The sequence below is a fragment of the Planktothrix tepida PCC 9214 genome, from assembly GCF_900009145.1.
Taxonomy (GTDB): Bacteria; Cyanobacteriota; Cyanobacteriia; order Cyanobacteriales; family Microcoleaceae; genus Planktothrix; species Planktothrix tepida.
In genome coordinates this window covers 1-12,247 of the sequence record NZ_LN889765.1, presented here as the reverse complement: position 1 = coordinate 12,247, position 12,247 = coordinate 1, and the positions used below count along the sequence as shown (strand labels likewise).

8 protein-coding genes are annotated in these 12,247 nt (G+C 38.3%); 1 reads left to right on the top strand and 7 read right to left on the bottom strand.

Translation table 11 applies throughout. From position 1 onward, the window contains the following. Nucleotides 1–335 precede the first annotated feature (335 nt). The 7 genes from PL9214_RS02680 to PL9214_RS02650 form a co-directional block, all read right to left on the bottom strand. Nucleotides 336–1,958 (bottom strand): hypothetical protein, encoded by a 1,623-nt coding sequence (locus PL9214_RS02680; protein ID WP_072717314.1) that lies wholly within the window; start codon nucleotides 1,956–1,958, stop codon nucleotides 336–338. Nucleotides 1,959–1,999: 41 nt separating this feature from the next. Next, complete coding sequence (locus PL9214_RS02675; RefSeq protein WP_072717313.1) at nucleotides 2,000–3,634, bottom strand: RAMP superfamily CRISPR-associated protein; 1,635 nt, start codon at nucleotides 3,632–3,634, stop codon at nucleotides 2,000–2,002. Beyond that, on the bottom strand, nucleotides 3,631–4,146 hold the full coding sequence (locus PL9214_RS02670) for a hypothetical protein (protein ID WP_245824153.1): 516 nt from the start codon (nucleotides 4,144–4,146) through the stop codon (nucleotides 3,631–3,633). Before PL9214_RS02670 ends, PL9214_RS02675 begins: the two co-directional genes overlap by 4 nt. Further along, nucleotides 4,146–5,012 (bottom strand): type III-B CRISPR module RAMP protein Cmr4, encoded by an 867-nt coding sequence (gene cmr4, locus PL9214_RS02665; RefSeq protein ID WP_072717312.1) that lies wholly within the window; start codon nucleotides 5,010–5,012, stop codon nucleotides 4,146–4,148. The genes PL9214_RS02670 and cmr4 overlap by 1 nt, the downstream gene beginning before the upstream one ends. Then, nucleotides 5,009–6,124, bottom strand: a complete 1,116-nt coding sequence (locus PL9214_RS02660) for a type III-B CRISPR module-associated Cmr3 family protein (protein WP_072717315.1) — start codon at nucleotides 6,122–6,124, stop codon at nucleotides 5,009–5,011. The genes cmr4 and PL9214_RS02660 overlap by 4 nt, the downstream gene beginning before the upstream one ends. Then, the gene (gene cas10, locus PL9214_RS02655; RefSeq protein WP_072717311.1) at nucleotides 6,124–9,177 is read right to left on the bottom strand and encodes a type III-B CRISPR-associated protein Cas10/Cmr2; all 3,054 of its coding nucleotides are present in this window, start codon (nucleotides 9,175–9,177) and stop codon (nucleotides 6,124–6,126) included. The genes PL9214_RS02660 and cas10 overlap by 1 nt, the downstream gene beginning before the upstream one ends. 108 nt (nucleotides 9,178–9,285) lie before the next feature. Beyond that, nucleotides 9,286–11,178: a 3'-5' exonuclease gene (locus PL9214_RS02650; RefSeq protein ID WP_072717310.1), complete on the bottom strand. Its 1,893-nt coding sequence runs from the start codon at nucleotides 11,176–11,178 to the stop codon at nucleotides 9,286–9,288. Nucleotides 11,179–11,523: 345 nt separating this feature from the next. On the opposite strand from PL9214_RS02650, the gene PL9214_RS02645 reads away from it, so the two are divergent. Next, nucleotides 11,524–12,247, top strand: a 724-nt coding sequence (locus PL9214_RS02645; RefSeq protein ID WP_072717309.1) for a 3'-5' exonuclease, incomplete at its 3' end; no start/stop codon positions are given.

Here is a 12,247-nt window from a genome sequence, read left to right as displayed (position 1 = left end):
TGTACCCGGTTGTGAACACAACAAAATTGATGTCCTGGTTGCTTCTATTCTTAGAAGTAGAATTAATGGAAACAAGTTAAACCTGAACCTGATACCGTTGAAACTGAAGAAGAGTTAGAACCTGTTGTTGCTTCTATTCTTAGAAGTAGAATTAATGGAAACATTATTCACAATTTTTGAACAATCAGGTGATAAACGCGGTACAGAGTTGCTTCTATTCTTAGAAGTAGAATTAATGGAAACGACTTTATAATAAAATACTCAAAAATTATAAAAGCCAAGGTAAGCCTTGGCTTTGAATAATGATACCTTGATTTGATCGCAGCCTTAATTAGCTATTCTAATCCTTCTGTTATCATTTTCGTGATCGCCCAATCTCTAGATACAGAATAAATATAATAGGACTGATTATTATTTACAAAGCATTGATAATCTGATTTGATTAAACCTAAAGAATTTTTTAAAATTTCAGTCATTGTTTCTACAATTTTATCAGGGTGACAGAATTGATTTTCTAATGCGTCTCTGTTGTTGCCATCTTTTCTATTTCGTTCGTTATAAACTTCTCTCATTCGTTCTTTAGAAATTCCTGTCGCACTATGAATTAAATCATTACGTTTATCAATCCAAACATTTAATAATTCTAAATAATTTAAAATTTCTTCCGCATTTTGTTTTTTTTCTTGATTATTATTTGCTTTAATAATTTGACTACAAAAATTGAATTTTTCATATCGATTCTTTTTATTGTATGCTCTGAAATTCTCACGTTGATCAAATTTAATAGCAATTCTTTCTAATACCCCTTCATAAAAAGAAGCCATTGTAGTCAATAGATTAGCAGATTGGTCTAACTTATTATAAATTCGGCATTTTGTATAGAGATTTAATAAACAATCATAAAATTTGATTTGGTTTATTAAGTCAAATGGTAATTGAGAGCCTGAAGAAGAATCAATTATATTATTTGCTGATTTAATATCAAGATTAAAACAATGATCACTAATTTTTAAAACTTTAATAATATTAGCAATCAGTTTATCGTTTTGTGATAAGCTATTATCATCAGTATGTTTTTTCCAAAACCTTAATAAAATCTTCCAATCTTGGAGAATCTCACATCCGCCATTAAAATCCCAACGACTTTCTAAAATGTTTTTAACATCTTGATATTTTTGCGTTCTCATATACCGCCAATAAGAAGTTAACTGAGATTCAGAAGGCTTTCCTGCTAGTAAACATTTCACGGAGAGTTTAGGTTCTATGAATAATTGTTTCATAGCTGAAGAAGCCAGTGCTTGCATTCTCAAGGCATTCTGCATTTGAGGAGTTCCACCTTTAATACTAATTAACACCTCCTGACTAGATGTAATCTCTTTTAAGAAAAACTTATAATAATAATTCATAAGTCCGTCTTGATCTACTGCCGAGACATTACTAGGGATTACTTGATCAACAATATCAAGTTCTGGAATCTCTTTTTTGAACCATTTTTGAATAATTTTAAACAAATGGATTGAATCTGTAGAATAACCTCTATTATCGGTTTCTTGATTACTTTTTAGATCAATCATTTTTTCTGGCTGGTTTGTTACAAAAATATAGACTTTTTCAAGATTAAATTCTTTTCTAGCTTTCTCGATAACTCCTCGAATCCGATCTGGATTAATTTGATTATGCCAAACTTCTTCATTTTTTTCATATTCTTCTAATATCTTTTTGGTAAGCTCTCGGAAAGAAAACTCTCCATTTTTTTTATATGGAATTTCTAATTCATGGCATAGTTGAGCACAAATATACTCCTGTCTCCAATTCTTTTCCCAAATAACTTTTTCATTTTCATCTAGCTCAGTATTATTAACATTTTTTTCATCTCTATCAAATCCAACGGGAATATAATAATCATCTATTTTAATGGCTAAGTCAGATGTACCAATATTTGCAATTAAAATTGCCATAAGTTCTCCTTAAGGATTAAAACAAAAAGTGTACAATAGGTTTAGTTTAAAGGCCAGACTTGAATAGAATTTGATGGTAAATTTCTAATAAACTCTTGTCGATCAGAGTTATTAGCTCCAAATACAGTAACCGTTTGATAAGGTTTTCCAAGCTTGGGAAAATTAGATTGAATAATTACAAAGGATGGGATTCCTAATGTTCCTCCTACCAACACATTCCCAGGATTTTTATTGGTTTTGCCCTTGAAACGATCATTACTATACAGTAAATTTAAAGCTGTTCCTAAAACAGGCGGTGTTGCTCCCTGTGATGACCAATTTTTAACTTGATCAGGATGAATTTGATTAGGAGAAGGAACCAAATAAATCACAGCTTGATGATTCAAAACATCTTGATAACGCTTATTCCAGTTGCCTGGATCTCCTGCTTCTGGAGTTCCTGCTTGCTGTACCTCTAAGAAAGTATTTTGAACCTCCTGAAGGAAAGATTGCCAACTTTCGAGATTACTAGGTAACTTATAATCATTTAACTCCCAATGACAGCCACGCATCCGACCATTATTACGATGCAAAGGTCGTCTCGAACCTCGACCTATTCCTGCAATATGGGAAGTCAGGAATAAAAGTTTTTCCATTAATAAAAGGTGATGTTCATATCGAGATTCTAACAGAATATCTCCTGCATAGAAATAAGGAGGATAATCTTGTTCCTGAGTAAGATTTACTCCTAAACTAAAGGTTCCTTCTTGGCTTAGTTTCCCGAACAGTTGATTTTCTAAAGTTCGGCAAGTTACAGGATCATATAATCCCAAAGCGATCGCACGAAACCAATACCGCAACACCCCTCGTAACGCGACTGGACGAAACTCACCCGCTTTTTTCGGATCAGCCCCGAAAATCCCCTGTGTCCAAAGCTGAAACGGATGAGAAGAGGAATAAGAAAATCTGCTTTGAATTTGAGTTCGTCCATATCCAGCACTAACGCGAGAACCGATACCAACGGCTAAAGCATTTTCCATCCATGTTTTTACGGTTTTCAAATCTTCGGATTGATGTTGTTGTTGACCCCGATGGGTATAGGTTAACCCAATGATTAATGTTGGTTCTGCCATCGATAGCAGGGTATGAGGTACCGTTTTATATTTAATCCGGTTGTCTTCTTGCCACTCCCATTGAGGGTTCGTTATATCTAAACTTAAACAAGGTTTAGTCGGAAAAGCATCCAAAATTTGGACACATCCCACCCCTTGATCTAATTGTCCCAAAAGTCGATTAATTAGATTTTGATCTTGAATTTCTTTTCTAGCCCATGCTTTCACAGCCCCCTTTAAACTACTTGATGGAATATAAGGAATTCCATAAACTGGATGCAAAACAGGAAGCAAAAGCTCTTGAAATCCTCGCATTCCTCCTACCCGTAAGCGCCATGAAAATCTAGCTTCAATGATTTCATCCGCTAATGATCGGGTTTTTTGAGTTAAAGTTGTATACAAAGGCTCACATTTTTGATCAGCCGATACCGCTGCCTCAAGAATAGGCTTAGGGGGTTGATCAACAGGAATCAAGATTTGATTTAAAGCTTGTAATGGGCTTTGAAACATTCCTAATATTGCCTTGTTAGAAGGTATTATTTTTGTCCGTGCTAAAGCTGCTGATTGGATTTGTTTAAAGTTCATTCTTCCTTAGCCTCTCCTAAAACAGATGCAGCCCAAAATGACCATTCTTTTGCTAGCTGAATCGCTAATCGATTTAAAGCCGTATATTGTCGTAAATGTAAATGGATTAAACTACCTTCATTATCAACATCAAAATTAATTGATGTCAAATCTTTTAGACTTTTTAAAAATTTTCGATACACCTTACCTTTATATTTAGTATCTTCACTTGTTCCTCCTAAAAATTTTTTGGCATCCCCACTCAATCGATGTAATCCCCAAGTAGAAATATAAGCACTGATTCCTTGTACTAATCCACTAGCTCTAGGATGATATTTTCTATCAATATAATCATCATCTTTTGGTTCAAAAGCCATAGATTTTAAAGCCTCATAAGCTTTTTTACTAAAATCTCTAGGATCTAATCGAGTTATAGTTTGATTTTGAGAGGGAGATTCTGTTTTTTGCGAGCTAAGATTGTTAACAGCTTTGTTGTGAGATTGCTGATTTGGTTTTTTGTTATGTTTACCCATTACTTTTTCTCCTTGTTAATTTCAACGGTGGTTAGATCTGTCCAACCTCGACCTAATCCTTCTAAACCTCCAAATTGTAAACGATCATCTAAAACCTTAATCAGTTCTGAGCGACTATTAGATGTTTGATTACTGGGATTAGCTTTTATTCCCCAAGGAAAAAACAGAACGGCTTCAGGAGGAATGGCTTCTTCTGAACGAAATGACCCCCCTTCAACAGTTTTTGAATTTTCTTCTAAAGCCACTCGAACTTCTCGTTGTAATCCAGTTTCTACTAAAGCAATACAATCTTCATCAGAGATAATGGCGAGTCTACTTAAAATTTGGCTAACTAATCCTTCCCGTTTTATTAAAGGTTGAATCAATTCTGAATTAACTGGAATTTGAGATTTCTGGAGATGAGCTTCTTTTAAACAAGCTGTTTGTAAATAAAGCTCTTTAGCTTCAAAACTAATCAAGGCTGATTTATTGCCGGATAAAGCTGTACGTGCTGTTTGAATTAAAAATTTAATCTCTTGATTTTTAATCCAACGATTCCAGCGTTCTAACCACAGAGGACAAGTGATCCAAATCAAATGATGGCTAAGGGAAGCAATCGGGAAAAAGAGCAAAGTTGCATCAGCAAACCAAACTTCTCCTTCTGTCGGTTGTTGTCCATCTTTAATTTTTTGCCCAAACAATACAGAAGCTTCATCGGAGTTAATAAATTCTAATTGAGAGCGAATTTTTCCCCGTAATGAAGACGAGGGAAGATAAGGGAATTCAGTGTGAACTTCACGGGCTATTCCCATTAAATTCCCCTCTTGAGAACTGCCTCCTGTGTGTAAAGGTGTTAAGAGATAAAGGTAAGTCAAATAATTCTTCATGATCTTTTCCCCCATAAAAGTTTTCCGTAGTTGAGTTGTTGAAAAGTGTTTAACCAGTTACTAGAACCCTTTGGCAGTAAAGCATGGACTTCGGCTGGTTTTGACTTAAACAGATAAACGGTTCCTGGTGCCACAAATGCCCGTTGAGGTAACAAGGCAAATTCTTCTTGAGTTTGGTCTCTGCGTTTAATTGTTGATACCCCACCCCACAGCAAAGCGCGATCGCTCACGCATCCCTGCAAATGTTCTTTCCAATCACTCGGATAAACACCATAGACAGAAGATGTCGGTTCAACCATTGCCAAACCAGGAGTCAAGAGGTAGGCAAAATCACTCTCAGGAGTAGGTTGAGTATAAGCCTCTAGCTGCTGCCAGGGCTTAAAGTTTTCTAGGGGTGAAATTATAGCTCGATGTCCTTCACCGCCTAAGCGTACAACCGTTGGTTCTAATTTGGTATTAAGTGCTGCCACCAGTTGCCACCCTGGATGCAAGCGAACTGCTACTTCAGTGAAATACCCTTCTTCATCTTTAACCTGCCGACTATCAGGCTGCATTTGAATGTGCGGTAGAACCTGTATACTCCAGGGGTCAGGATGAAAATCGTTAGGATTGTTGAGCTTATTGCCTTGAAGATATTGACTTAAGGCTGTGGCTTTAATCCAAGTTTGGGGTCTACAGATAAACTGGCTGGAGTAGTCGATACTTGGTGTTACCATCGGAGGCAACCTATTCTGGTCAAAGCACAGATGTTGCCAAGGGGATTCCTTTTGTTTTTTTGCAGTTTCAAACCTTATCGTTTCTTGCCAATTATCCGTTTTATCATCAAGGTCATCTTCAATCTCTCCATCGGTTTCTAGCTTCCTTTTGACGGCCAATAAATCCTTGGGAGTCGGCAGCCAAAGATTATCTTGTTCATCCAGTAAAAAAGGGCCAAGAAATTGTAAATCCCGTTGGGCTTGTTGATATTTCGGAAGTGCAGAGCGGAGGGCTTGGAAGACAACTGTTGGTAAGGGAGGAAACAGACTTTTTGCCCACGAACTTTCGCCGGGACTAAAGGGTTTAGCCTCTCGAAATAATAATACACTTAAAGGATCAATTGCATACCAATCCATCAGTTTTCCTCCTTTTTCCATTGCTGCTGCTGCGCCATTTTATCCACCCAAAACGCACTAAATCTGAGTAAACGTCCTAAGTCTTTGGGTTGAGTCCCCAGAGGTTTTTCTGCATTTTGAGAAAGCTTTAAACTTTTCGCCCAATCTTCCCAGGCGTTGAGCCAATTTAAAATCGGATCATGAATTTCAACTCCCAAATTTTTACTCTCATCTCTACGTTTTAAAATCACTTGGGCAGCTTTAGAAAAGAGTTGATCATTTTCAGTAACACAAGCACGACGGGGTAACTCTTCGGCTAACCGATAAAGTGCAGGACTAAGATCGAGTTGTTGGTACTGTTGAATAAAGTTCCACCAAGATTCTAATAAATGACCTTTCATCACCGCTTCTAAAGTATTACCTCCTCCGTAAATCACCCGAAAGCATAAACCATCTTTTCCAGGTAATTTTTTAGCTCGTTCCTTTTCGGCTGTCCATAAGCTTTCTAAAACAGTAGGTAAAGGAACACTTTTGTAAGCAATCACTATCCCCACACTCATCGTTGCATCTTTTCCCATTGTGAAATGGGGACGTTGGGCTAATTCTTTGACAGTAGATAAAGGATGCCAATAACCAGAACCCTCTAAATTATCCATTGCTTCCTTATTGTCAAAATCATTAAAAGGGTCTTTGGCTCCACACCAAGCTGCTCGTAAAGAAAGCAAATATTCCGGTAAATCTGCTAGTGGTAATACAGCCATAACATCATCACCACCGCTATAAACAACTTTCCCACAAAAACGCTTTTCTGTTAAGTATGGTACTAGCTGATTAGAAAAGTCTAATAACGCACGATTAAGACCTACATGGCTTGCTGGCCCCATGCGTTTCTTCGTTTCCTTAAGCAATTTATCAAATTCACGACTGTTCTGAGTGCCTTCATCAACTTCTGATTTAATAATATAATCCTCATAAGGCTTTAACTTAGCTCCTGAAACATATTTGCCCATTCCATCGCCATCAGCTAAAACAATTACCCACCAATCAGCCGGACTACCCTCTCCAAATTGATTATTTTTATGGGCTTGGTCAACTAATCTTCGTAGAGTTTCTAGTTCTCCTTTTTCACTTAAATTCAAATCTTCAGCCAGCCATTTACTGGAAAACATGATTCCGTTATAGTCTTGTCCGTCTTTATTATTGGGATTAAGTTTTTTATCCGTCTTACCAATTTGAAAAGGACGACCACGAGTTCGGGCAGCAAACTGATTCCGATAGGGTTGGGGTAATTCGTTTTTAATTAATTCATTAAGCGTGTTCCAGTAAGCTTGTACTTGGGTTGGGTAGTCATGAGCAAATCGAGCAGCAGCTATCGAACTTAAGTTGGGAAAACGGATAAAGCTTTCATAATCTTTCTGATTTGAATGTATGTTATTATCTTCCTGATTTGGAGCTATCTTGATGCCAAGAGATTCAGCAACTCCCCCATAAACCCAAGACATCCGCTTTGTTAGTTCAATAGCGTTGAGTTTTTCTGACCCATTAAATAAGCCTGGATAAACCTCAGCTAGAACTCTCCAAAATAGTCGCATGGAACTAGCTGGAAGTCCTCCCCCCTCCCGAAATTGCTCGTTATACAGTAGATTGGGATGCACCGCACTAAACTGGCCAGACAAAGTTGAACGTTCCCCAGGCGCAGAAGCAATCTGCCAATTTCGGGTATTTTTTACAGCTTGAATTGATTGTCCTAACCGTGCTTGTAAGCTTCCCCACCAGGTTCCAACATTAAGAGTTGTGTATGTTAATTCTTCGGCTAAAGTTGGAATATCATCGGTGCGAGGTTGAGCAACTATTTTTTGGCAATCTTTCCAACCTTTGGCAAACGTTTCTTCAGAAGATAACCGAGTAATTTCTAAGGGAACTTCTGGATTTCCTAAAGGGATCGCACTCCAATAACTTTCCCAAGTATTATCGATTTGAGCATTCCAAAGTTTATTCCACTCCCAGCAACTAGATTGCTGCCATTTATTAAGCTCTCGGTAATAAGGATTAGGATTGTTATCACTAGGAAACTCTGATTGAATTTTATCCCAAATTTCATCTCCATGAGCAGCAATTTCTCTCATCACTCGGTCTTTAATTTCTGCTTTGACCTTTTCTGCTATCGTTTTCCATTCGGTTTTTAAGATATCACTCAATTGTTTTCCAAGTTCTTGAGCAACGGTTTCACCTGGAACTAAAACAGTAATTACATTGGGAAACCCAGCCGTACTTAAGCTACTAGACGTTTTATTTTGAAATCGATCTACTGGAGTTTGATCATTGCCAAAATCCTTGGTAAAATCACAATACTTGGTCAGCAACAAAGCATCAATAATTTCTTGTTTCCAAAGAGAAGGTGTTATCACTGCATCGGGGCCATATTCTTGTGCAACAAACCAGCACAGTTTAACGCTGAGATAATGCAATAAATAAGAACCTGACCAAAAGTCCAGAAACTTTCGAGAAGATTTAATAAATTCTTGAACAGGTGAGAAAGTAAATATTAAAAGATAAGGGTGTTTATAAGTTTCATCTGGAGGGAGGCTTTCTGGAAACATTGCCCCTGCTAGGGCTGAAACGGTGCTATTGTAACTATGCTGTGGACAGTCAGGTAAAATTTTATGGGCTGGTAAAAGCAATGCGTCGGGATTGGATTGAGCCGCTTTTTCTGGATAAAACCGCCAAAACCACCAAAACAGTTTTTTGATATCGGATTCTGATTTAGGGTCGAATTCTGAATTTAGAGAACTTACATCAATTATAGGAAACTGCGGAGCCACTAAAGTCTGAGACTGACCGCTGATAGGATGTTTAGATTCTAATATCGTGTTGCTTTGTTGATTTAATTTTAGGTTAACTCGATCTGAAGAACTACCTATTTCTGCGGATAAATATCCCGATTTTTTCCACCATTGATGGAGTTCTTCAAGATGTGGCTGAAGGCAATTTAACTGTTGACAGATCGCTCCTCGCCATTCTGGTCTTTCTGGGTGATGTAGCAAAGCGTAAAGCTTACGATAGTAAACATCCATAAATTTTTTAGCACCTAAACATAATTAATTTATCACTTCACAAGATTTAGTCGAGATATTTTCATGCGAATGACAAAATTTAATATTTTGAATCAGCCATTTTCTTAATTAAGCAGAAAGTTCAACACAATCTGGCTTTAAATATTCCTCCACAACATCAAAGCTATTTCCTGACTGCAACTCCTTCAAAACCAAAAACTGACCTGACCCAAACAAATGTAATTCTTCCTGCGCTCTGGTCATGGACACATACAGTTCCCGTCGCCCTTCTGCTTCATTGCCCACACCAAACTGCTGTACCCACAGAATCAACACCGCTTTAAATTCCAGACCCAATGAAGATTTAGCTGTAATGATTCGCACCCCCGGACGACGATTGCTATACTCTCGCTTATCCTGAGTGACCCAATAGCAGCCCATTCCCAACTGTTCCAACTGCTGAGTCAGGACATGAAAAGGTTCTTCCTCATGCCGAGCTTTATAGCGGTAAATGATGGCGATATCCTTGGATTCATAGCCTTTAGTAAGTAACTGCTGAATTTGAGCGATCGCACTTTCAACTTCCGCTTGTCGATTGGCGGCTAAATGCAGTAAGGGCCGTTGACCTGTTCGCAGAGCAGCACGGGGTTCAACAATGGGGAAAGCCACATCATCTTCATCAATATCATCTTGAGCAGAAACCGATTGCACAACGTTCCAAGCCGCCGATAGGATTTCCTGAGTGTTACGGTAGTTCTGATTCAGTTTGCGAGTTCGTCCCTGAGCTTTGATGCCAACGGATTTCCAACTGAACTGCTGGCGTTGATAGAGGCTTTGGGAACCGTCAGAGACTATCATCAAATCACCATCTTCAGGACTTTTCAGTGCAGCGACACAACAGCGAAACCAACTAGGGGCAAAGGTATGGGCTTCATCAACGAATATTGCATCCCATCGCTGTTCTAAGGGCAGTTCCTCCAGGGCAACCAGGAGGCGATCGCCAATTTCTGCATCATAATCTCCATCTTCAAACAGCCGGGGATTAGGAAGTCCACCCAGAATGGATTTTGCCCATTCGTGAAAGTGAATAACGGTAATGCGTTCTTGATACAGAGGGTTGTTATCGTCTTCTATCAGTGAGCGCAGATAAGCCGCCAAAGTAACGTTGAAACACAGAATCAGAATCCGCTTCGGAAACAGTTCATGAGCCAACGCCTTCGCACGACTGAGCAGAATCAGAGTTTTACCACTACCAGCAACACCACAGAATAAGCGATGACCAGAGTTGATAGACCGAGCTAATTGTTCCTGTTTAATGTCCAGGGTTTTGATAATGGTGGCATCGGGTTTAAGGACAATGCCCTTTGGTACGCTGGTGGGTTTAGCAGGTTCGGTTCTAATGCTGACTTCAGGATGAATAATGCCTTTGATGGTACTGATTTGGTCATCAGCCAGAGCCATAAACTTAAATCGCACCGTGAACATATCGGATAAACGTTTTAATAAAGTTCGTTCTCCAATACCATCCCAGTCCAGCAGTTCATCACGATAAACAGCTTGGGGCTTTTCCAATAACGGATAAATGTTTTCATCCCGTGCCTGTGCTTCAGTGATATTAGTCAGGATTGCACCAACACCAACCGGAAAAGCAAGTTTACCTTGATAATCTCCATCATCTTGAGTCAGAATTGAGTAACCCTTAAGCTTTTGGATTAGGGCATCTTGATAACTCTTGGCTTGACGTAAAGGAGATTGTTGGCTCTCTCGTTTACCATCATCCTGTTGAATTTCAAAAAACTGGTCACTGGCTCTCAGGATTTGTTTGGCACTCCATCCCTTCACTTCCAAAATCAGTAAGCCCAAGGTGGGACTAAGGATAATAAAATCGGGGTATAGTCCTTTCACATTCGGTTCGTACCAAACTAAACAATCGTCTGGCAGTTCATCTCGTAAAATCTTGAATACCCGTTTTTCCCCCGAACTGGCTTTGGATGGGACGGCATCAGGAACAATGAGAGCCATAAATAATTGAGACTCCTAACCGTTATGAGTGAGGCAGTTGTGGAAGATGATGGAATTGCGGGGGATAGAATAGTTGACTCTGAAAATCTTCTATTCCTTAGAGTACAGATAAATTCTCTGCTAGAAAACAGTAAATATACGGATCTTTAATCATTCACTTTTTAACTCAGGCAAATCCTAGACTTGAGGAAATTACTGAAAATAATCTCTAATCTTCTCCCTCAACATCAATTGTAATATTATACTACAGTCTATAACCGTGATTATTTCGTTGCTGAAAAGTTTGAATGAGTGGCGATCGCTGTTGTTAATGTAGTATAGAGTTTAGAGTCATAAACTGGGGATATGGACATTGCTGAATACTGTTGGTGGGGGAGTGGAGGAAATGAACCGCCGCCGAATCTGAAAACCAAGAAGCAACTGAGTGAGATGGGCTTAAGTCCTATTGCTCCTGTTGGAGTGATTCATACTCGAAAATACTATCTTTATCTCTATGATTCTGATAATCCCCAATCCGTGAAACCGAAACGGCAATGTTCACCAAAACAGCTTGAGAATCTAGCAAAGCAACGGGAAAAGCAAGGGAAAATTCGACGTTATCGAGAATGGTACGAGTCCTGGGGCAAATTAGAAATTGATAGAGTTGATGCTGTTAAAACTGCTAAGAATTATTTAGAAAATAAAAGCGTATATGTTATCTTAGATACAGAAACTACAGGCTTAAATGAAGCTGAAATTGTAGAAATTGCCATTATTGATTTAGATGGTAAAACTCTTTTGAACACTTTGGTTAAGCCTAGAATATTAATTCCTTCAGAAGTCATCAAAATACATGGAATTACGAATGAAATGGTAGCTGATTCTCCCTCCTTTCCTGAAGTTTATTATACAATTGTTGACGTATTGAAAGATAAAACGGTTTTAATTTGGAATCGTCAGTTTGATATATCAATTTTAAACTATTGCCGAAATATTCACAAATTACCATCTTTCAGATTATCAGATCGGAGTGAATGCTTAATGGAGATTCATGCTCAGTGGTATGGAGAATGGAGTACATATTGGCACA

Coding starts and splice junctions, on each gene's coding strand:
- PL9214_RS02680 (WP_072717314.1), bottom strand. CDS start 1,958: ATGGCAATTTTAATTGCAAATATTGGTACATCTGACTTAGCCATTAAA.
- PL9214_RS02675 (WP_072717313.1), bottom strand. CDS start 3,634: ATGAACTTTAAACAAATCCAATCAGCAGCTTTAGCACGGACAAAAATA.
- PL9214_RS02670 (WP_245824153.1), bottom strand. CDS start 4,146: ATGGGTAAACATAACAAAAAACCAAATCAGCAATCTCACAACAAAGCT.
- cmr4 (WP_072717312.1), bottom strand. CDS start 5,012: ATGAAGAATTATTTGACTTACCTTTATCTCTTAACACCTTTACACACA.
- PL9214_RS02660 (WP_072717315.1), bottom strand. CDS start 6,124: ATGGATTGGTATGCAATTGATCCTTTAAGTGTATTATTATTTCGAGAG.
- cas10 (WP_072717311.1), bottom strand. CDS start 9,177: ATGGATGTTTACTATCGTAAGCTTTACGCTTTGCTACATCACCCAGAA.
- PL9214_RS02650 (WP_072717310.1), bottom strand. CDS start 11,178: ATGGCTCTCATTGTTCCTGATGCCGTCCCATCCAAAGCCAGTTCGGGG.